Consider the following 21648-nt stretch of genomic DNA (forward strand, 5'->3'; position numbering starts at 1 on the left):
ATGACCGCGCCCGCCGCGGCCGGCGACACAGGCACACGGCAACCCGCACCACCGCCTGCCGCGAGCGCGCCGGCGCACAAGGTGACCCTCGACGGTTACTCGTTCCTCGTCGACGGCAGGCGCACCTATCTGTGGTCCGGCGAGTTCCACTACTTCCGGCTCCCGAGCCAGGACCTGTGGCGCGACATCTTCCAGAAGATGAAGGCCGCCGGCTTCAACTCGACCTCGCTGTACTTCGATTGGGGTTACCACTCGCCCAAGCCGGGGGTGTACGACTTCACCGGGGTGCGGGACGTCGAAAAGCTGCTCGACATGGCCGAGGAGGCCGGCCTCTACGTCGTCGCGCGCCCGGCGCCGTACATCAACGCGGAGGTCGACAGCGGGGGCCTGCCCGGCTGGCTGACGACCAAGGCGGAGAACAACCGCAGTGACGACCCGCGGTTCCTGAAGTACGCGGACGAGTGGCTGACGCAGATCGACCGGATCATCGCCCGCCACCAACTCACCAACGGCACCGGGTCGGTGATCGCCTATCAGGTCGAGAACGAGTACTACAACGGCTCGGCCGCCGGCCGCTCGTACATGCAGCACCTGGAGGACAAGGCCCGCGCCGACGGCATCACGGTCCCGCTGACCGGCAACAACAACGGCACCTTCAACTCCGGCACCGGCGCCCTGGACGTCGACGGCCCGGACTCCTACCCGCAGGGGTTCGACTGCTCCAACCCCGCGAAGTGGAACGGCGTCCCCGACATCAGCTACGACCACCCCGCCGGAAAGCCGCTGTACTCACCGGAGTTCCAGGGCGGCGCTTTCGACCCCTGGGGCGGACCTGGCTACGACAAGTGCGCCGAGCTGATCAACGACAAGTTCGCCAACGTCTTCTACAAGCAGAACATCGCCGTCGGCGCGACCGCGCAGAGTTTCTACATGACCTACGGCGGCACCAACTGGGGCTGGCTGGGCATGCCCCAGAACTACACGTCGTACGACTACGGGGCCGCGATCCGCGAGACCCGCCAGTTCGATCCGAAGTACGACGAGGACAAGCTGATCGGCTACTTCACGCAGTCGGTCGCCCCGCTGACCAAGACCGAGGCGATCAGGGCCACCCCGCCGGACAACTCGGCGGTGGTCGACACCGCACGGATGAACCCCGACACCAAGACGCAGTTCCATGTCCTGCGCCATGGGAACTCCACGTCCACGGCAGTCGACCAGACCCACATCTCGCTGGACTTCAACGCCCAGCCGGCCTCGGACACCACCTACACCTGGGACGACCCCGACTCGGCGTTGCAGTACGCCGGTTCGTGGTCACATGTGGCCGATACGAGCTACACGGGCGGCGATTACAAGCACACGGAGTCGTTCTCCAACAAGGCCGGCGACTCGGTCACCGTCCCCTTCGACGGCACCGCGATCCGTTGGATCGGCTCGAAGACGAACAACCACGGCTATGCCGACGTCTACCTCGACGGCGACAAGGTGGCGACGGTCGACGACTCCGGCAGCGAGAACCAGGCGGTGCTCTTCCAGAAGACCGGCCTGACGCCCGGCGCGCACACGCTGAAGATCGTCGTCAGCGGAAGCCACAGCTCGGGGTCCACGGACAACTACGTGGCCATCGACGCCATCGACGTACCGACGGGCGACTCCGCCACGGAGCCGACCTATCCGGTCGTGCCGCAGCAGCCCGGCACCGCGATCACGCTCGACGGACGCGACTCGCACGTGATCCTGGCGAACTACCGGCTCGGGGACGCGCAGTTGCAGTACTCGACCTCCGAGCTCATGACCGACGCGACGATCGGCGACCGCGACATCGCCGTGCTCTACGGCGACGAGGGCAGCGACGGCGAGACCGTGTTGCGCTACGCCGCCAAGCCCACCGTGACGGCCACCGGCGGCACGGTCACGACCACTTGGGACGCCGCCACCGGCGACCTGCGGCTCAACTACGCGCACAAGGGCCTCGTACGCATCAGCATCAGCGGCGGCGGGAAGCGCCCGCTGCTCCTGCTCGTCGGCGACAAGACCACGGCGAAGACCTTCTGGCGTCAGGACACCGCGTCCGGCCCGGTGCTCGTGCGCGGCACCCATCTGCTGCGGACGGCGGACAGCAAGGACGGCGGCCACACCGTGGCGCTCACCGGGGACAACGCCGACGACAAGAACATCGAGGTGTTCACCTCGGCGGCCCATGTCACCTGGAACGGCCGGACGTTGGGCACCAAGGCGACCGGCACGGGGAGCCTGACCGGCACCATCGCGGTGGCCGCCCCGATCCACCTGCCGACGCTGACGAACTGGAAGCACGCCGAGGAATCCCCCGAAGCGGCCCCCGGTTTCGACGACTCCACCTGGCAGGTGGCCGACAGGACGACCACCAACAGCGTCTCCGACGTCAACTCCCTCCCCGTGCTCTACGCCGACGACTACGGCTTCCACACCGGCAACACCTGGTACCGCGGCCGCTTCCGCGCCAGTGGCAAAGAGACCGGCGTCCACCTGGTCTCGGACTCGGGCGGCAACGCGCAGGCGTTCTCCGTCTGGCTCAACGGCACGTTCCTGGGCAGCTCCACCACAGGCGGGGGCGACTTCACCTTCGCTGCCGGTGCCGTGAAGTCCAAGGGCGACAACATCGTCTCCGTGCTCACCGTGAACATGGGCCACGAGGAGGACTACAACTCCACCAACGGCAACAAGACCGCGCGCGGACTGACCAGTGCCTCCCTCGTCGGGGCGCCGCTGACCTCGGTCACCTGGCGGGTGCAGGGCGTGCGGGGCGGCGAGGACTTGCAGGACACGGTGCGCGGCCCGCTCTCGACGGGCGGTCTGTACGGCGAACGGGCCGGCTGGTCCCTGCCCGGCTACCCGGACGGCAACTGGAACCGGGTCTCCCTGCCGACGACCGACACCCGTCCCGGGGTTTCCTGGTACCGCACCGACGCCAAGCTGGATCTGCCGCACGGCCAGGACACCTCGCTCGGGCTGACCTTCACCGACGACCCGTCCCGCAAGTACCGCGCCACGATCTTCGTGAACGGCTGGCAGGTCGGCAACTACGTCAACTACCTCGGCCCACAGCACACGTTCCCGGTCCCCAACGGCATCCTCGATCCGAACGGGCACAACAGCATCGCCATCGCCGTCTGGAACCTGGACGGCAGCACCGGCGGACTGGGCAAGGTCTCGCTCACCGACTACGGCAGTTACGCCTCCTCCCTGCGCGTCGCCCAGAACGACAGCCCCCGCTACGACCCTCGGACGTACGCGATGCCGAAGCGTCCGGGAGCGGACGTCACCCTGGACGCGCCGGACACCGCCCAGCCGGAGCAGACGTTCACGGCGCGCACGACGGTGGAGGTGCCGAAGGACCGACCGTCCGTCACCCGGCTCTCGGCCGAACTCTCCGCGCCCGACGGCTGGACCGTGACTGCCACGAGCCCCACGTCGGTCAAGCGCGTGCGACCCGGCGCATCGGCCACCTTCACCTGGAAGGTCCAGCCACCGTCCGGGACGCTGCCATCCGCCACGCCCCTCACCGCCACGGCGCGCTATCGCCAGAACGGACACCAAGCCACCGGCGGCGACGAACGCATCGTCCGCGGAATCCCACCGGCCCCACCGACCGGCGACAGCTCAGTGAGCGACCTGCCGTTCCTGTCGTCCACCAACGGTTGGGGCCCGGTGGAGCGCGACAGCAGCGTCGGCGAACAAGCGGCCGGGGACGGTCGCCCGATCACCATCGCCGGCGTCGGCTACGCCAAGGGCCTGGGTACCAACTCGGTCAGCGACGTCGAGCTCTATCTCGCCGGGAAATGCTCGAGGTTGACGGCGGACGTCGGCGTCGACGACGAGACGGGTGGTGCGGGAACGGTGACGTTCTCCGTGATCGCCGACGGCAGGACCTTGGTCACGACACCGACGGTCCGGGGCAAGCAGGCGGCCGTACCGATCGACGTGGACGTCAGCGGCGCCCAGGTGATCGACCTCAAGGTCGGTGACGCGGGCGACGGGAACGGCAACGATCACGGTGACTGGGCGAAGCCGACGCTGACCTGCGGCTGACGAGGCGGGGGCGACCGCCACGTCGTGGCTTCGGCGCCCCCGTGGGATCAGCGGCCCTTGCGGACCCGCGCCGCCGCGCGGGCTTCCGCGGTCTTGCGGGCCTCGGCGGCTTTGCGGGTCTCCTTGGCGGGACGGCCGGGGCGGGTGCCCATGCCGCGGAAGGGGGCGTTGCCGCCGCTGGTCTTCGTCTCGGTCGGCGGGCGTTTGGCGCCGGTGAGGGCGGTCAGCTTCGCCTCGCCGGAGCGCACCTGGGTGGTGGTCGGGCGGATGCCGGCCTCGGACATCATCCGGTTCACATCGCGGCGCTGGTTGGGGGTGACCAGGGTGACCACCCGCCCGGACTCCCCGGCGCGCGCCGTGCGCCCGGCCCGGTGCAGGTAGTCCTTGCCGTCGGCCGGCGGGTCGACGTTGACGACGAGGTCGAGCGCGTCGATGTGGATGCCCCGCGCGGCGACGTTGGTGGCCACCAGCACGGTGATCTCGCCGTCCTTGAACTGGCCGAGCGTGTGCGTGCGTTGCGGCTGCGACTTACCGCTGTGCAGGGCGGACGCCCGTACGCCGCTGGCCCGCAGGTGGCGGGTGAACTGGTCCACTCCGGCCTTGGTGTCCAGGAACATCAGGACCCGGCCGTCCCGAGCGGCGATCTCGGTCGCGGTCGCGTACTTGTCGGCGGCGTGGATGTTCAGCACGTGGTGTTCCATCGTCGTGACCGAGCCCGCCGCCCGGTCGACCGACGCGACGACGGGGTCGTGGAGATGGTCCTGCACCAGCCGGTCGACGTCGCGGTCGAGCGTGGCCGAGAACAGGAGCCGCTGCCCGTCGGCGGGGATCTGGTCCAGGAGGTCCGAGACCTGCGGCAGGAAGCCCAGGTCGCACATCTGGTCCGCCTCGTCCAGCACCGTGATCCGCACGTGGTTGAGGAGGCAGTCCCGGCGCGACACGAGGTCGGTCAGCCGCCCCGGCGTCGCGATGACCACCTCGACGCCGGCCTTCAGCTGCGCCGTCTGCCGGTTGATCGACAGGCCGCCGACGACCGTGGCCAGCCGTACGCCCAACGTCTGCGCGTACGGCGCCAGCGCGTCGCTGACCTGCTGGGCGAGCTCCCGAGTGGGCACCAGGACCAGTGCGAGCGGCCGCTTCGACTCCGCTCGGCGGCCCGCGGTCCGTACGAGCAGCGCAAGCCCGAAAGCCAGCGTCTTGCCGGAACCGGTCCGCGCCCGGCCGAGCACGTCCCGGCCGGCCAGCGCGTCGGGCAGGGTCGCCGACTGGATCGGGAAGGGCTCCGTCACTCCGAGGCCGGTCATCTTCTCGACCAGCTCGGGCGGCAGCCCGAGCGTGGCGAAGGAAGCGACGGGCGGCTGCGCGTTCATGGAGAACCTTCCTCGGTCTGATGCCCTCAACGCGCCGGGGCCCGTACCCCTCGGTACGGGCCCCGGCGGCGTCGAAGCGTGCTGCCATTTTACCAGCGGCCACTCGGGACGCCCGCCGCTCGGACCGGCGGACGGTGCGCACCGCACGCGCCGGTCGGTGTGCGTCGTAATGTCAAGATCGTGTCCGCAGTGATCCCGTCTCTTCTCAGGGATGTCTCAGGAGTGTCATGTGCTGAGGGATCGCCTCAGGGGGCCCGTGATGGAGGAGGAACGACCGCGGGACAGCCGCGGATCGGCAATCACGGGGAGAACGAGAACCATGATGTTCAAGCGATTCGGGACCATCGCCGCGACCGCCATCACCGGCACCCTGCTCCTGACCGCCTGCAACGGCGAGGACGGCGCGGCCAACGCCAACGTCTCGCATCCGGCGGCCGGAGCGACGCAGCACGGGGGTGCCACGCAGGCGGCGGGTGCCCTCGGCCGCTACTCCGAGAACAAGCCGGGGGCGACGTACTTCACCTCGATCCTCACCGGTGACAACGAGGTGCCCGTCAAGGGCAAGCCTGCGGTGGGTGACAAGGACGGCAGCGCGGTGGCCCTCATGCGTGTCCAGGGCGACGAGGTGTCCTTCGCGTTCGCGTGGACCGGCACCGGGACCCCCACGATGGCCCACCTCCACCAGGGTGTGCGGGGCACCAACGGTGACGTGAAGATCCCGTTCTTCATGGAGAAGCTCAAGGGCGGCACGCCGTTCGTGTTCGGCAGCGTGAAGGTCGAGGACGCCGACCTGCTGCGCACGATCAAGGCCCACCCGGAGCAGTTCTACTTCAACCTGCACACCGCCGAGTTCCCCGGCGGCGCGGTCCGCGGACAGGCCGTCGCGCTGCCGGGTGCCGTCTCCCTGCCGAACGCCATCCGGCACTCGGCGCTGGCCGGCGTGGTCAAGGGGGCCCAGATCTACGCCTGCACCAAGCAGGAGGACGGCTCCTACGCCTTCACCCAGGACAACGTCGACGCCACCCTCCAGGGCGACATCCAGCACAGCTTCGCCAAGCACGGTCCGGCCGGTCCCCCGCAGTGGATCGCGCCCGACGGCTCGTCGGTGACCGGCAGCGTTGTCAACAAGTTCGACAACGGCACGGGCAACATCCCCCAACTCCTGCTCCGCGCACAGCAGACCGGCAAGAGTGAGGGACTCCTGTCCAAGACCACGTCGGTCCTGCGCCTCAACACCGTCGGCGGTGTCGCGCCGGCCGGCACCTGCAACCCGGCCACCCACCCCACCGCCCGTGTCCCGTACACCGCCGACTACCTCTTCCTCGCCACCAAGTAACGCCGCCCGAACGGTCGCGCCCGAGCACGACCAGGCGATGCGAGTCCCCGCGGACTCGCATCGCCGCGTGTTTCAGAGAACAGGCGCTGCACACCTCACTGGAGGTTGACCTTCACGGATGCCCCCGGCTTGAGGGAGATCTTCTTGCGGACCTTCCCGGCGCGGAGCTCCGTCTCCGTTCCTCCGACGCTTCGGACGGTCACTGCGGTTGCCTTGCCGTCTTTCCAGGAGAAGTCGACCGTGAATCCGCCGCGGGCGCCGATCCCTGTGACGGACCCCTTCGCAGCCCAGGCTTTCGGGAGCGCCGGAAGCAGTTCGATGACTCCCGGCTTCGAGTAGAGAATCATCTCCAGTGCGGCGGCAGAGCCACCGAGGTTGGCGTCGATCTGGAAGATCGTGTAGCTGCCCTGGCTGTACATGTCGAACCAGTTCGCCGACGTCCCGTTGCCGTTGTTCATCGAAGGGCGCAGCACGGTGAGATAGAGCTGATAGGCCTTGTCGGCGTCCTTGAGCCGCGACCAGCACAGTGACCGCCAGGCGCAGGCCCAGCCGAAGCTGTCCATTCCTCTGGCCGTGAGCAAGGCGCGTACGCCGTCCACCAGTTCGCGCGGACTGGTGTCGACGGATATCCGGTCGCCGGGGAAGAATCCGATGAGGGGCGACAGGTGGCGGTGTGTGGTCTCACCGAGGTTGTCGGGACTCATCCACTCCTCGAGCCAGCCGGTTTTCGGACTGACCCGGGGAAGGTAGAGCTTGGCCTGCATCGCTTCCAACTCGGCGGCCAGGTCCGCGTCGCGCTTCAGAACGCGGGCCGCGACGGCGAATTCCCGGAAGAGTTCCCACGCGAGTTCCTGTGCGTAGGTGTTTCCCTTGCCGTCCGGTCCGTGCTCCGGCGACCAGGAGGTGTCGTCGATCAGGACGTCGCGCGACGAACCGTCCGCATCGGTCACCTTGGTGGTGATCAGCCGCGCTTTCCAGAACTCGGCCGCTCCCTTCAGCACCGGGTAGATCGTCTCCAGGTACTCGCGGTCCTGGGAGTACTCGTAGTGGCGCCACAGTGTGGCGCAGAGCCAGGCATTGCCCGAGGGGTGCCAGGCCCAGCCGCTGCCGCCGTAGATGTTGGTGGAGAAGGCGATGGCCCAACCGGCCACTTTGCCCGTGCTGTTGCGGAAGCGGTTGTCGGGGTTGTTGTAGAGCCGCCCGGTCACATCGGTCCAGACCGGCAACTGGGACCGGCAGTAACGAGCGAGAGCGTGTGCGCTGTCTCCCAGTCCCCCGGGGTCGGCCAGCCAGTAGTTCATCTGCACGTTGATGTCGGTGTGGTAATCCGCGTACCAGTCAGGGTTGTTGTTGTGGATCCACAGCCCCTGGAGATTCATGGGCAACCAGTCCCTGGACCCGGTGATGGTCAGGTAGCGGCCGTATTGGACGTAGGCGGCCTCCAACTCCGGGTCAGGGGTGGACGCGTCGGTGTATCTGACGGCGATGCGCGACCACGAGTCCAACGACCGCTGCACCGCCGAGGATCTGCCGAGATCGATCGTGAAGCGGTCGTAGAGGCGCCGATAGTCGGCCACGTGAGTGGCGAGCAGCGCGGCGCCGGAGACCTTCGCCGCGGCGGCGGTCTTCGTACGGGCCACGGTGAGCGGGACCATGGACGCGTCCCGGAAGTCCTTGCCCGCGTCGGGTGAGTAGTCGGTACCCGCGCAGACGGCTATCAGGAGTTCGCGGCACCCGGAGAAGGACAGCTTTCCGTTCTCCGCCTTGATGGTTCCCGTGCTGCTCACTGCGGTGACCGAAGCCGCGTACCGCAGGCCGTTCTTGAGAGTCGCGGCGAACGAGAGCTGTCTCCCGTCCGCCGAGGTGTCCTCACCGTGCGTGCCTTCCAGCGAGATCACACCGGTGTGGGTGCCACTTCCGGTGAGTCGCACCACGATCACGTCGTCCGGGTGACTGGCGTAGATCTCCCGGCGGAAACGGGCTCCGCGGTGCTGATAGGTCGCCGACACCACGCCGTTGCTCAGGTCGAGACTGCGTCTGTATCCGCTGGTCTCCTGCGCGGTGTGGCCCGGCAGCGTGACCCGGAGTTTGGCCAGCAGCCCGAAACTGCCGAAGTCATCGGCGCCGTAGGGAAGTTGTCCGTCGCTGGTGGGGGTGTCGTTGCGCCCGCCCGTCCAGAAGGAACCATCCGTGATGTAGACGAAGTCGTCCGCGGGGTCACAGCCGACCAGGGCGCCCATCCTGCCGTTGCCCACGGGAAGCGCCTCCTGGATGATGCGCGACTCGTCGGCCGGCTTCCGGTACCAGAGGGTGGTGGCCTCGCTCTCCGGAACGATGTTCGCGTGAGCAGGGCGATCGGGGTCGGCGTGCGCCACGAACGGGGGCAGGCCGCCGAAGGCGGCGAGACCACCCCCGGCGACACCGGTCAGACGAAGGAAGTCACGGCGGGAGGAAGGGCGCACTGCGGGTCTCCTCGGGCGAGTCGTTCGAGATTAATTCGTAAATTAGTGAGACGCCGAGGAGCTAGGCAATGGGCATGCACGCAAAAGATCCGACCTTTGAAGCAGGCTCATGGTCCCCTAAGAGGGCATACCCGAAGATTTCGGGCCACTTGTCGGATGAATAGGCACCGTTGATCGACCGGACGGCTCCGAGCTCACCGGGTCGCGGGCACACTCCAACTGGCGAGCAGCGCCAGGGTCTGGGCGGAGGAGGAGCCGGGTTCCGCGGTGTACAGACACATGGTGTGGTCCGGGTCGGACGAGAAGTTCAGCGCTTCGTGGTGCACGGTCAGGTCCCCGACCACGGCATGGTGGAGCAGCTGGGTTCCGTGGCTGCAGTCGTCCAGGTGGTGACCCGCCCACCAGCCGTTGAACTCCGGCACTTTGACGCATGCCTCGCCGATCAGTTCGTTGAGCCGGGTGTCGTCGGGATGGTGCCCCGAGGACAGCCGGAGGTTGGCCACGATGATCCGCGCGATCGCATCCCAGTCGTCGTACAACTCCTTCGCCGCGGGAGAGAAGAGCACGAAGCGCGCGAAGTTGCGCTCCCGGGTCGGCAGCGCGTCGAAGTCCGTGATGAGGGCCCGGACCAGGTGGTTCGAGGCCAGCACGTCCAGGCGGTGGTTGACGACGAAGGCCGGTGAGACGCCGCCCAGCACCTCCAGCATCTGATGGACCTCCGGCCGCACCCGCTCCGGGCGTGTGCGTTCACGCGAAGGGTGGATGACCCGCGGACGCGCGATGTGGAAGAGGTAGTCGCGCTCGACCGGGCCCAGGCGCAGGGCGCGGGCCACGCCGTCCAGCACGCTCTCGGAGACACGGGGATGCCGCCCCTGTTCCAGCCGGGTGTAGTAGTCGGTGCTCACGTCGGCCAGACGGGCCACCTCTTCGCGGCGCAGACCCGGCACCCGGCGGCCCCGGCCGCTCGTCCCCACTCCGACCGCCTCGGGAGTCAGGCGTGCCCGGCGAGAACGGAGGAAGTCCCCCAGCTCGGTGTTCTGGTCCATACACCCATTGTGTGCCCACCACGGTGTGGTCTCGGAGTCGATCGTGGCCCAGCTGGACCTATGTTCGGCTGGGCCTCCGCCGACGCCTTTTCGCCGCTCTCACGGTGCCAATCTCGATATTGCTGCTCGTCAGCCATGACTCGTCAGCCATCAAGAGAAACCGGAGCATCACATGACCACCACCTCAACGTCGAAGATCGTCCTGGTGACCGGAGCCAGCAGTGGCATCGGCGAGGCCACCGCAAGGGCCCTCGCCTCCGGCGGGCACCACGTCGTGCTCGGTGCCCGCCGGGTCGACCGCCTTGCCGAGATCACCGACAGCATCAAGGCCGCCGGCGGCTCCGCCGACTACTCCGAGCTCGACGTCACGAGCCTCGACAGCGTGCAGGCCTTTGTTCGCACGGCCCACGAGCGCCATGGGCGGATCGACGTCCTGGTCAACAACGCCGGTGTCATGCCGTTGTCGCCCCTGACCATGGGGCGCACGGACGACTGGGACCGGATGATCGATGTCAACGTACGCGGCGTGCTGCACGGCATCGCGGCGGCGCTGCCTCTGATGAAGGCCCAGGGCTCCGGTCACTTCGTCAACATCTCGTCCACGCTGGGGCACGAGGTGTCGCCCACCACGGCCGTCTACAGCGCGACCAAGTACGCGGTGCGGGCCATTTCGGAGGGCATCCGCAAGGAGAACAGCGATGTCCGCGTGACCGTCGTCAGCCCCTCCTTCGTGCAGTCGGAGCTGATCCAGGGTGGCGACCCCGGCACCATGGCGTGGGTCCAGGGAATGGCGGACAAGCTCGCGCTGCCCACGGTCGCCATCTCCGATGCCATCGTCTACGCCGTGAACCAGCCCGAGCAGGTCGACGTCGGCGAACTCGTGATCCGCTCGGTTCTCGACGCCGCCGTCTGACGATCCGCCGCCTACCGGCTCCCCGCGCCCCTCTCCTTCCGGAAGACCAGCTCCGGATACCCCGGAGTGGGCCCGTCCAGGAGGGGCGCGGGGCGGTCGCGCAGGTGCAGGTCGAAGAAGGCGAGCAGGACCTCGCGCTGCACGGCGAGCGAGCGGCGCCAGTCCAGCGAGCCGATGAAGGCGGCGACCAGCTCGGGTGTCGCCCCGATCCGTGCCGCTGCCTGCGGGAGCAGCGGCTCGTAGTCGGTACGAGCTTGGACGGTACCCATGGATCGCGCCGGGACCGGTCCACCAGCCGCAGGGTGTGGGTGCCGATCGCGTGCCGGCCCGTCGGCGCGGGCAGTACGAGGCACTGACGTCACGACTGTCTATGACAACTGTCATGACGGGCCTTCAGGGTGATCCACAGAATCGGAAGTAAAGTTTCCTAACAAATCTATTGACGGTCACCTCCGCGACACCGCACGATCTCGTGTCATGTCCCCCACACGAAGCAGGACTTGGGCCGCCCTGTGCGCGGCCACCCTTGCCAGTGGTCTCATCGCCGGGTTCGGCGGAGCCTTCCCGGCCTCCGCCGACAGCGCTGCCGTCAACGCCAACATCCCGTTCGGCAGCCACACCTTCCCGTACGCCCCGAACACCATCAAGGTGTCGGGGAACCAGGCCGCCAACGACGCGAAGGTGGTCGACTACTACAAGAAGTGGAAGGCCGCGTTCGTCACCTCGAAGTGCGGAAACGGCTGGTCGGCCATCGCCTCCACCGACGCCGACCACCCCTACGTCGCCGAGGGTCAGGGCTACGGCCTGACGATCCTCGCCACGATGGCCGGCGCCGACACAGCGGCCAAGGACTCCTACGACCGGGTCCTGAAGTACGTCCTCGACCATCCGTCGGTCAACAACCCCGACCTCCACGCCGCCGAACAGAACTCCAGCTGCAAGAGCGTCAACGGCTCGGACTCGGCCACCGACGGAGACCTGGAGATCGCGTACTCGCTGCTGCTCGCCGACAAGCAGTGGGGCAGCACGGGGACGTACAACTACAAGCAGCTCGCCGTGCGCAGGATCAACGCCATCAAGGCGAGCGAGGTGGTCTCCGGCACCAAACTGATGAACCTCGGGGACTGGTCCGACGGCAACTACGACACCATCAGCCGCAGTTCGGACTGGCTGCCCGGCCACTTCAAGGCCTTCCGCAAGGCGACCGGTGACGCGACCTGGGACCAGATCCTCGCGGCCCACCAGAAGCTCATCGACACCTTGCAGACCAAGTACGCGTCCTCGACCGGCCTGCTCCCGGACTTCGCCGTCAACACGAACACCTCCACCCCGAAGCCCGCCCCTGGGAAGGTCCTGGAGTCGTCCCTCGACGGCGCGTACTCCTGGAACGCCTGCCGTGACCCGTGGCGGCTCGGCGTGGACGCGCTGACCACCGGGGACTCCAAGTCCCTCGCCTCGGTGCGGAAGATGAACACCTGGATCAAGCAGACCACCGGCGGCGATCCCAACAAGATCGCGTCGGGCTACAAGCTCACCGGTTCGGTCGCGGAGTCCGGCGAGTCGGTCGCCTTCATCGCTCCGTTCGCGGTCGCGGCGGCTACCGACACGGGCAGCCAGGCGTGGCTGGACGCCCTGTGGAACAAGCTGAACTTCGTGCCCCTCGACTCCTCCAGCTACTACGGATCCAGCATCCAGCTCCAGGTGATGATCGCCATCACCGGGAACCACTGGCTCCCCTAACCGGTACGGGCCTCGACGCCCGGCCCGCAGGACACGGCGCCCGTATCCCTGACCACATCGGGATACGGGCGCCGTCACGTCCGCCCGCATCAGCGCTACGCTCGCCTGAATCGGCGATAACAGATATCTGTTGCCATCGATAACAACACCTGTTATCGTCGATTGCATGGATACGAGATCAGCGCTAATCGAAGCGGCGGCGGAGCTGCTCGCACAGTCCCCCGGCGGCGATGTGTCGACCCGCGCGATCAGCGAGGCCGCGGGCGTCCAGCAGCCGGTGCTGTACCGGCTGTTCGGCGACAAGAACGGACTGCTCACGGCCACGGTCGACTACGTGTGGGACCAGTACCTGGGCAGCAAGCGGGCCGCCGAGAAGTCCCCGGACCCGCTCCAGGACCTGCGGGCGGGATGGGACAGCCACACCGCGTTCGCGCTGGCCCACCCCAACGCCTACAAGCTGATGTTCTCGTCGGCCCTGGGCGAGCAGCCCGAGGCCGCGACGGAGGCCATGCGCATCCTGCGCGGGGTCCTCGACCGGCTCGCTCAGCAGGGCCGCCTGCGCGTGGCGTCGGACGTGGCCGCTCGCATGGTCATGTCGGCCAATACCGGCGTCGCCCTCGCCCTGATCACGCGTCCCGCCCTGTACCCGGACCTGAGCCTCTCCGTCATGGTCCGCGACGCGATCCACCGGGACATCCTGCTCGACCTGGCAGCGGACACCGCCACGCACGACGCGCGACAGGCGGCCGCCACCACGCTGCTGGCCTCGGCGGACGAGTTCACACCCCAGCCCTTCACCCCCGCCGAGTCCGCCCTGCTCAAGCAGTGGCTGGCGCACCTGGCGGGACCCGGCCGGAGCAGTTGACCTGCCCGGACCGCACCGCCCGGGCCGCCTTTCACTTCCATCGATCGACAACAACACCGAAGGAAACGTCATGAGCAACGACAGCACCAACCGTGTAGCCCTCGTCACCGGTGCCTCCGGCGGTATCGGCCGCGCGGTCGCCGAACGCCTCGCGGCGGACGGCATCGCCGTCGGCGTGCACTACGCCGGCAACAAGACCAAGGCCGACGAGACCGTCGCCGCCATCACCTCGGCCGGCGGCCGGGCCGTCGCGGTGAGCGGTGACGTCGCCGACGAGCACGCCATGTCCGCCGCCTTCGACACCGTGGAGCGGGAGTTCGGCGGCATCGACGTGGTCGTCAACACGGCCGGCATCATGCTCCTCTCCCCCATCGCGGACCTGGACCTCGACGACCTCGACCGCATGCACCGCACCAACATCCGCGGCACCTTCGTCGTCTCCCAGCAGGCGGCCCGGCGCGTGCGCGGCGGCGGCGCGATCATCAACTTCTCCACCTCCGTCACCCGCCTCCAGTTCCCGACCTACGGCGCCTACGTGGCGAGCAAGGGCGCGGTCGAGGCCATGACGCTCGTCCTCGCCCGGGAGATGCGCGGCAAGGACGTCACCGTCAACGCCGTGGCACCGGGCCCGACGGCCACCCCGCTGTTCCTCGACGGCAAGGACGAGGCCACGATCGCGAACCTGTCCAAGGCGGCACCCCTGGAGCGCCTGGGCACCCCGCAGGACATCGCGGAGACGGTGGCCTTCCTCGCCGGCCCGGCCCGCTGGGTCAACGGCCAGATCCTCTACACCAACGGCGGCATCGCCTGACCGCTCCTCCACACCACCCCACACCAGCCCACCCACACATCACCCCACGCCCCTCCACGCTCCGAAGGAGACAGAAACCATGAGCAACATCGTCGTCATCACCGGCGCCTCCAGCGGATTCGGCGCCCTCACCGCCCGCGCCCTGGCGGACGCCGGCCACATCGTCTACGCCGGAATACGGCAGACCACCTCCCGCAACGCCCCGCAGGTCGCGGCCGCCGCCGAGTACAGCAAGGAACACGGAGTCGACCTGCGGTCCGTCGAACTCGACGTCACCTCACAGGAGTCCGTCGACGCGGCGATCAGGCAGATCCTCGACGAGCACGGCCGTATCGACGTCCTCATCCACAACGCCGGCCACATGGTCACCGGCCCCGCCGAGGCCTTCACTCCCGAACAGCTCGCCGACCTGTACGACGTGAACGTCCTGTCGACCCAGCGCGTCAACCGCGCCGCCCTCCCCGCGATGCGCGAGTCCGGCCGGGGCCTGGTGCTCTGGGTCTCCAGCAGCAGCGTGAAGGGCGGCACCCCGCCCTACCTCGCGCCGTACTTCGCGGCCAAGGCGGCCATGGACTCCCTCGCCGTCAGCTACGCGGCCGAACTGGCCCGTTGGGGCGTCGAGACGAGCATCGTCGTACCCGGCTCGTTCACCAGCGGCACCAACCACTTCGCCCACTCCGGCCGTCCCACGGACAAGGACGTCGAGGCCGAGTACGAGACCAAGTACGCCGGTCTCGTCGGGCAAGTCGCGGAGAAGCTGGCCGCGTTGGCCCCCGAGGGCGCCGAGGCTTCGCTCGTCTCCGACGAGATCACGCGCATAGTCGGCCTCCCCGCCGGGCAGCGCCCCTACCGGGTCACCATCGACCCCGCGAACGACGGATCCGAGGAGGTCTCGGACCTCGCCGACCGCATCCGGCGTGAGTTCCTCACCCGCGTCGACCTCGCCGACCTGCTCACCGTCCACCCGGTGAACAGCTGAGGCCGAGGAACGGCTGACGTACGCGGACGCGACGTCACTCAGGAACGACCGGTCGCCGACAACTCACTCTGTTCAGGGTTGCGCGGAGCCGAAGAGCAGTCCCGCGAGGGAGTCCTCCCCGAGGAACTCCGACAGCTCGGCCCGGTTCGGGGCTGTGGCAGGACCGCGGCGGGTCACCGCGAAAGCCGCGACGGCGTTGGCCCCACGGGCGGCCGTCAGCGGGTCGTGGCCCTGACCGAGCAGGGCGAGGAACGCACCGACATGCGCGTCACCCGCGCCGTTGCTGTCCACGGCGTCCACCGGGAATCCGGGTACGTGGACCGGCGGTCCGTCGGAAGCGGCAAGCCAGCACCCGTCCTTGTCGGCCCGCACGAGCACACCCGCACCCGGTGACAGCCTCCCGCGCAACGCGTCCGCCGCGGCGCCCGGCTCCGGGAGACCGCTCATCAGCCGAGCCTCCCGCGCGTTGACGCTCAGCCAGTCGGTGCGCGCGAGCACCGGAGCGAGGACCTCGTCGGGGATGTCGGCCACCAGAGGACCGGGGTCGAGGCAGAGGGTGACATCTGCCGGAAGACCGGCCGTGAGTCCGGCCAGCAGGGGCCCGGTGCCGGGCAACACCAGCGCGTAGCCGGAGAGTTGGAGCAGATCACCATCGCTCAGCCCGCCGGCGATCGTCCGGGTGTCGGCCGGGGTGAGGTCGGTTTCGACGCCGAAGCTGGTGACGAAGGTCCGTTCGCCCCCGTCGTCGACCAGGGCGACGGTGAAGCCGGTGTCGCGGTCGGTGCGCACAGGCAGCAGGGTCGCGATGCCTTCGGCGGCGAGGGCCGTACGGACGAGGTCGCCGTAGGGGCCGGTGCCGTGGAGACCGGCGAAGACGGCTTGGGTGCCGAGGCGCGCGGCGGCGGCCAGGGTGTTGAATCCGCCGCCCGCGGTGGTCTCGGTGCGGGTGCCGAGGACGTCACCACCGCGCTCGGGCAGCGCCGGTACCTCGATGACCAGGTCCGCGAGGACGTTTCCGGCGAGGACGAGACGGCCGCTCATCGTGCGGCCTCCTGAAGAGAGGCGGACGGGGAGGAGGAGTCAGCTGCCAGCGAACCGCCGCGGGGGCCGCACACCGCGTAGACAGCGCCGGCGACGACCATGGCGATGGCCCAGCCCAGCCCGTTCACACCGAGCCAGGTGTCGGACAGGGGGCCCGCGAACCAGACGTCGTCGGCGCTGGTCGACGCCTTGGTGAACAACAGCCCGGCCACGATGGCGCCGGCCCAGCCCAGCACGGCGGGCAGGTGGAAGCCGCCCGTGTACCAGTAACGGCTGGTGCTGCGGGTGTCCATGATCGCTTCGGGGTCGTAGGTGCGGCCACGCAGAGAGTCCACCGCGACCACGCCGATCCACGCGGAGATGGGCACGGCCAGCAGGGTGAGGAAGGTGGAGAAGGGACCGTAGAAGTCGTCGGCGATCAGCATGAAGTAGATGCCGCCCACGAACATCAGCACCACGTCGAAGGTGACGGCGAGGGCGCGCGGGACGCGCAGGCCCAGGGTGATCATCGTCAGTCCGGCGGAGTAGGTGGAGAGGTGGTTCGACATGAGCAGGCCGCCGAAGGCCGCGATGAGATAGGGGATCGCCATCCAGGAGGGCAGCATGGCGTTGATCGCCGCGACCGGGTCGGAGGAGGTCGCCAGCGTCCCGTCCCCCGCGGCGAGCAGTGAGCCAAGGGAGATCAGCAGGACGAGGGGGATGCCGGCGCCGAACGCCGAGGCCACCACCAGCCGTCGGCCCGGGATGCTGCGGGGCAGGTAACGGGCGTAGTCGGCACCGGCGTTGGCCCAGCCGATGCCCGTGCCCGCGGCGATGAACCCGATGCCCGCGACGACTCCGCTCGTCGCGCCGGCCGGGGTGTCGAGCACCCGGGTCCAGTCGACGGTGGCGACGAGGAAGCCCATCACGATCAGGTTGAGGACCCCGAAGACGACGGTGGCCCACTTGTTGATCCACATGATGGTCGCGTGACCGAGGCCGCTGATCAGCAGCGTGCAGGTGATGAAGAACAGCAGGCATACGAGCGTGAGGACCGTGCCCCGGCCGACGCCGAACGCGGTGTTCAACAGGGCCAGCAGTGCGTATGCCGCCGTCGTGGTGGTGATGGTCTCCCAGCCGACCCGGCTGAGCCAGGTGATCAGCGTGGGACCCGCGTTGCCCCGCTGGCCGAAGACCGCACGCGAGAGCGTGAGTGCGGGCGCGCCGCCCTTCTTGCCCGCGAGGCTCAGGGCCCCCACCAGAGCGAAGGAACCGAAGGAGCCGACTACGGCGACCAGCGCCGCCTGCCAGATGTTCAGGCCGCGGAACGCCACCAGGGTGGCGCCCAGCGGCAGCCCGAGGATGCTGATGTTGGCGGCGAACCACGTCCAGAACATCTGTCCGGCGTGGCCGTGCCGCTCGCTGTCGGGGACCGGTTCGATCCCCCGGGTCTCAATGGTGCCGACGCGATCGTTCGTCTTCGAAGCGGTCATGACGGAACCTCCTTGCGGGTGCGGAAAGCGCGGATGGCAGAAGGGAGTTGGGAGAGGGGGTAGGTGATGGAGAAGGCGGCGTCGGCTCAGCGCAGGGTGAGCAGGCGGGCGGTCAGGGGTTCCAGTTCCAGGGAGTTGACGGTGCGCAGGGTGCGTACGGCGTCCGCGGGCAGGCCCGAGAGGCCGGTGACCGAGCCGGCGACGGCACCCGCGATGGCCGCGATGGTGTCGCTGTCGCCGCCGAGGTTGGCGGCGAGCAGTGCGGCCCGCCAGGGTTCGCCGTCGGCGACGGTGAGCACCGCGAACGCGGCGGGTACCGACTCCTGGCTGGCGACGCTGGTACCGACGAGGTCGACGATCAGGTCCAGCGCCTCGGCCTCCGGCAGATCGCGCACCAGGCCGCGTACCCACTCGATACGGGCAGCGATGTCCGCCCCCGCCACCCAGTGCCCGCGCCGGGCACCGGCCTTGGCGGCGGTCACGGCGGCGGCGACGGCCTCGTCCAGCGAACCCCCGCCCACACCGGTGCTGACCGCGGCGGCGACCGCTGCGGCGCCCGCGATACCCACGTTCGTGTCGTGGGTGACCTGGCAGGACTCCACGACGTGGTCGAGGAAGGGCTCCAACGGCTCGACGGGGAAGGCGATCCCGACCGGGGTGACCCGCATCGCGGCGCCGTTCGTCGTGCCGGTGCGGCCGGCCTCACTGACGGAGGCGCCGGCGGCCACCGCGTCGAGTGCGGCCTTGGTGGACGGGCCCAGCAGATCGAAGGAGCCCTTGGCCTTCATCTCCTTCTCCCAGGCGAGCAGTTCGTGGGCCAGGCGCAGCGGGTCGATCCGGCCGCGACCCTCGTCGATGAGGCGTCCGACGATGACGGCCTGGTCGGTGTCGTCGGTGACGGATCCGGCGGGCATGCCCGCGCTGACGGGGTTGTCGGGGCGGGCGGGTTCGAAGCCGGTAAGGGTGCCGTAGACGCGGACGACGTCCTGCCGGGACATCACCTGGGTGGGCATGCCGAGGGCGTCGCCGAGGGCGAGTCCGTAGAAGGCGCCGAGGGCGCGGTCGAGTCGGTCGGTCACTGTCGGCCTCCTCGACCGGAACGTACGTGCAGTTCGAATCGGGCGGGGTCGAGCAGGCTGGTGACCTGTTCGACGACCGAACCGTCGGCCGCCCGGTAGACCTGGTTCAGGCGCAGGAAGGACTCGCCGGGCGAGCGGTGCAGTGTCTGGGCCTCGGCCGCGTCGAGTCCGCGCACCGACACCACTCCCTCGCCGGAGTCGGTGATACGGCCGGCACCGACCAGGACCCGGCTGAGCGAGCCTTCCTCCAGGCCGCGCTCGGGCAGGCCCGCCAGGCTTCCGGTGGCCGGGACCCGGCTGCGCTCCAGCGACACGCCGTGGCCGTCGGGAAGTCGTCTGACGCGGTCCAGCGCTATGAACGCGTCGGACGTGAGCCCCAGTTCGGCGGCCAGCTCCGGGTCGGTGACCTCCTCGAAGCGCAGGGTCTCGGTCGTCAGCTCGGTGCCCTGCTGCGCGAGCGCCTTGGTCCAGCCGAGCCGGTGGTCGAGCGGTGTTCCGTCGAAGGTGACGAAGGAGCCGATGCCCGCGTGGGTGGCGATGAGGCCCTCCTCACCGAGCACCTGAAGAGCCTGCCGCAAGGTGGTGCGGCTGACCCCGAACCGCTCTCTGAGCGAGTGCTCACCGGGGAGTTTGCTGCCGTCCGCGTGCACACCCGAGCGGATCTCGTCGGCGAGAACGCGGGCGACGTGATGATGCTTGTGAACCTGTCCAGGCATGTCTAGACAGTAAGTGAACAAGTCCCCGAGGTCCATAGGTACAGGGAAACCGTAAAGACCTCCCCAGCTAACTTCTATCCATCAAAGTCAGCCTGCTATGGTCCTGGCTATGCCTATACAAAGTCAGAAGTCGGCAGGCCCGGGCACTCGGACCGCCCCACCTCTCCCCGGGCCCCAGGAGGGAGGCACCGTCCCTCGCCGGTGGCTCGGCCTGATGGTGGTGTGCCTCGGCGTGATGATGGCGTTCGTCAACATCACCGGCACCATCTCGGCCCTCGGCCGCATCCAGGCCGACCTGCACATCTCGTCGGCCACCCTGGTCTGGCTGACCAGCGCCTACAGCCTGGCCGTGGTCAGCCTGGTGATGTCCGCGGGGACCCTGGGCGACCTGATCGGACGGCGGCTGACCTTCATCCTCGGCGCGCTCGTCTTCACCGCCGGCAGCGCGCTGGCCTTCGTCGCCGACAGCCCTGGAACCCTCATAGCCGCACAGGCGGTCATGGGCGTGGGAGGCGCGGCCGTCCTGCCGTCCAGCCTCACGATCGTGAGCACCACGTTCACGGATCCGCACGAGCGCACCACCGCGATCAGCGCGTGGGCGGCCTGTTCGGGTCTGGGTCTGGCCGTCGGACCCCTGATCGCCGGCGTCCTGCTGGAGCACTTCTCCTGGCACTCGGTCTACCTCACCAACCTGCTCGTCGGCGCCCTCGCCGCCGCGCTGGCGCCGGTGTTCGTGCACGAGAGCAAGCACCCCTCGCGCCGGCTGGACCTGACGGGTGTGGTGCTGGGCACGGTGACGCTGGCCTCCGCGACCTACGCGATCATCCAGGGCGGGGCGTCCGGCTACGCCGAGCCGTCGATCATCACCATGTACGTGATCTTCGCCGTGTCGGCGGCCCTCTTCGTGCGGGTGGAACTGCGACACCCGGACCCGATGCTCGACCTGCGCCTCTTCCGCAGCGCCTCGTTCAGCGCGGTGATGGGCGTGGCCGCCGCGGCCATGTTCGGTTTCGTCGGGGTGGCGCTGCTGAGCGTGCTGTACATGCAACGCGTCCGTCAGTACACGACCCTCGGTGTCGGCGTACGGCTGCTGGTCCTGTTCGTCACCTTCATCGCCGTCAGCGCGGTCGCACCGCGTCTGGTGCGCCGGTTCGGGTTCACCCCGGTGCTCACCGTGGGCCTCGTGGCCATGGGCGCCGGCGCGCTCGCCCTCCTCTCGGTGGGCCCCTTCGACGGGTACGGCGCGATGTGGCCGGGTCTCCTCGTGGCGGGCATCGGCGGCGGACTGCTGGTCGCCCCGTCGTCCGCGGCGGCCGTCAGCAGCGTGCCCGCGCTCCAGGCCGGGATGGCCGCGTCGGCCATCAACATGGCCCGTCAGCTCGGGAACGTCCTCGGCCCCAGCGTGCTGGGCACCATCGTCACCACCCGCTTCCCCGACAACCTGCACGAGCGGCTCGTCGACGCCGGGATTCCCGGCCCGGACGCCGACCGCGTCGTGGCCGGCGCGGCGCACGGGGGCGGCGGGGCCGGACTGCCGGCGTCCCTCGCCCGGACCGTCGCCGAAGCCGTGCCGCAGGCCTTCACGGACGCCGTCCACCGAGGACTGCTCGTCGGCGGGATCACGCTGCTGGTCGTCGCCGTCCCGTCCGCGCTCTTCGTACGCCACCGGCTGCCGAGCGCACCGAGCCCGGCCGCTGCTTCTGCCAACGGCCCTGACTCCAAGAAGCCGTGACTTCGGCCAACA

Annotated in this window: 16 protein-coding genes; 8 read left to right on the top strand and 8 right to left on the bottom strand. The window is 69.1% G+C overall.

What is annotated here, in order from left to right; genetic code table 11:
* A complete protein-coding gene (locus ACWD5F_RS00925) occupies nt 1-4074 on the top strand; it encodes a beta-galactosidase (RefSeq protein ID WP_451249785.1) in 4074 nt (1357 codons plus the stop codon).
* A gap of 47 nt (nt 4075-4121) precedes the next feature.
* On the opposite strand, the gene ACWD5F_RS00930 is transcribed toward ACWD5F_RS00925, so the two are convergent.
* Complete coding sequence (locus tag ACWD5F_RS00930) at nt 4122-5444, bottom strand: DEAD/DEAH box helicase (protein WP_451249787.1); 1323 nt, start codon at nt 5442-5444, stop codon at nt 4122-4124.
* 319 nt (nt 5445-5763) lie between these two features.
* Here ACWD5F_RS00930 and ACWD5F_RS00935 point away from each other — a divergent pair, with 319 nt between their 5' ends.
* Nucleotides 5764-6780: a CHRD domain-containing protein gene (locus tag ACWD5F_RS00935; RefSeq protein WP_451249788.1), complete on the top strand. Its 1017-nt coding sequence runs from the start codon at nt 5764-5766 to the stop codon at nt 6778-6780.
* Between the two features lie 95 nt (nt 6781-6875).
* On the opposite strand, the gene ACWD5F_RS00940 is transcribed toward ACWD5F_RS00935, so the two are convergent.
* Together ACWD5F_RS00940 and ACWD5F_RS00945 are read right to left on the bottom strand one after the other, a co-directional pair.
* The gene (locus ACWD5F_RS00940) at nt 6876-9242 is read right to left on the bottom strand and encodes a glycosyl hydrolase family 95 catalytic domain-containing protein (protein WP_451249790.1); all 2367 of its coding nucleotides are present in this window, start codon (nt 9240-9242) and stop codon (nt 6876-6878) included.
* Between the two features lie 194 nt (nt 9243-9436).
* Entirely contained in the window at nt 9437-10288 is an 852-nt protein-coding gene (locus ACWD5F_RS00945; RefSeq protein ID WP_451249792.1) for a helix-turn-helix transcriptional regulator, read from the bottom strand.
* Between the two features lie 172 nt (nt 10289-10460).
* On the opposite strand from ACWD5F_RS00945, the gene ACWD5F_RS00950 reads away from it, so the two are divergent.
* Nucleotides 10461-11201, top strand: coding sequence for an SDR family oxidoreductase (locus ACWD5F_RS00950; RefSeq protein ID WP_451249794.1), 741 nt, complete (start codon nt 10461-10463; stop codon nt 11199-11201).
* A gap of 11 nt (nt 11202-11212) precedes the next feature.
* Here ACWD5F_RS00950 and ACWD5F_RS00955 read toward each other — a convergent pair whose 3' ends face one another.
* On the bottom strand, nt 11213-11470 hold the full coding sequence (locus ACWD5F_RS00955; RefSeq protein ID WP_451249796.1) for a hypothetical protein: 258 nt from the start codon (nt 11468-11470) through the stop codon (nt 11213-11215).
* Between the two features lie 208 nt (nt 11471-11678).
* On the opposite strand from ACWD5F_RS00955, the gene ACWD5F_RS00960 reads away from it, so the two are divergent.
* From ACWD5F_RS00960 to ACWD5F_RS00975, 4 genes are all read left to right on the top strand, one after another.
* Nucleotides 11679-12941 (top strand): glycosyl hydrolase family 8, encoded by a 1263-nt coding sequence (locus ACWD5F_RS00960; protein ID WP_451249798.1) that lies wholly within the window; start codon nt 11679-11681, stop codon nt 12939-12941.
* Between the two features lie 166 nt (nt 12942-13107).
* Nucleotides 13108-13806, top strand: coding sequence for a TetR/AcrR family transcriptional regulator (locus tag ACWD5F_RS00965; RefSeq protein ID WP_451249800.1), 699 nt, complete (start codon nt 13108-13110; stop codon nt 13804-13806).
* Nucleotides 13807-13876: 70 nt separating this feature from the next.
* Nucleotides 13877-14617: an SDR family oxidoreductase gene (locus ACWD5F_RS00970; protein WP_451249802.1), complete on the top strand. Its 741-nt coding sequence runs from the start codon at nt 13877-13879 to the stop codon at nt 14615-14617.
* Nucleotides 14618-14696: 79 nt separating this feature from the next.
* Nucleotides 14697-15596, top strand: coding sequence for an SDR family oxidoreductase (locus ACWD5F_RS00975; RefSeq protein ID WP_401723940.1), 900 nt, complete (start codon nt 14697-14699; stop codon nt 15594-15596).
* A 72-nt stretch (nt 15597-15668) separates the two neighbouring features.
* Here ACWD5F_RS00975 and ACWD5F_RS00980 read toward each other — a convergent pair whose 3' ends face one another.
* The 4 genes from ACWD5F_RS00980 to ACWD5F_RS00995 all read right to left on the bottom strand — a co-directional run bounded on the left by ACWD5F_RS00980 (nt 15669) and on the right by ACWD5F_RS00995 (nt 19904).
* A complete protein-coding gene (locus ACWD5F_RS00980) occupies nt 15669-16637 on the bottom strand; it encodes a PfkB family carbohydrate kinase (protein WP_451249804.1) in 969 nt (322 codons plus the stop codon).
* On the bottom strand, nt 16634-18109 hold the full coding sequence (locus ACWD5F_RS00985) for a purine-cytosine permease family protein (RefSeq protein WP_451249806.1): 1476 nt from the start codon (nt 18107-18109) through the stop codon (nt 16634-16636). Before ACWD5F_RS00985 ends, ACWD5F_RS00980 begins: the two co-directional genes overlap by 4 nt.
* A gap of 86 nt (nt 18110-18195) precedes the next feature.
* Entirely contained in the window at nt 18196-19188 is a 993-nt protein-coding gene (locus ACWD5F_RS00990) for an ADP-ribosylglycohydrolase family protein (protein ID WP_451249808.1), read from the bottom strand.
* Nucleotides 19185-19904, bottom strand: coding sequence for a GntR family transcriptional regulator (locus tag ACWD5F_RS00995; RefSeq protein WP_451249810.1), 720 nt, complete (start codon nt 19902-19904; stop codon nt 19185-19187). Before ACWD5F_RS00995 ends, ACWD5F_RS00990 begins: the two co-directional genes overlap by 4 nt.
* 109 nt (nt 19905-20013) lie before the next feature.
* Between ACWD5F_RS00995 and ACWD5F_RS01000 the strand changes: the two genes are divergently transcribed.
* The gene (locus ACWD5F_RS01000; protein ID WP_451249812.1) at nt 20014-21636 is read left to right on the top strand and encodes an MFS transporter; all 1623 of its coding nucleotides are present in this window, start codon (nt 20014-20016) and stop codon (nt 21634-21636) included.
* Nucleotides 21637-21648: the final 12 nt, after the last annotated feature.

The sequence above is a fragment of the Streptomyces sp. NPDC002499 genome, assembly GCF_053595415.1.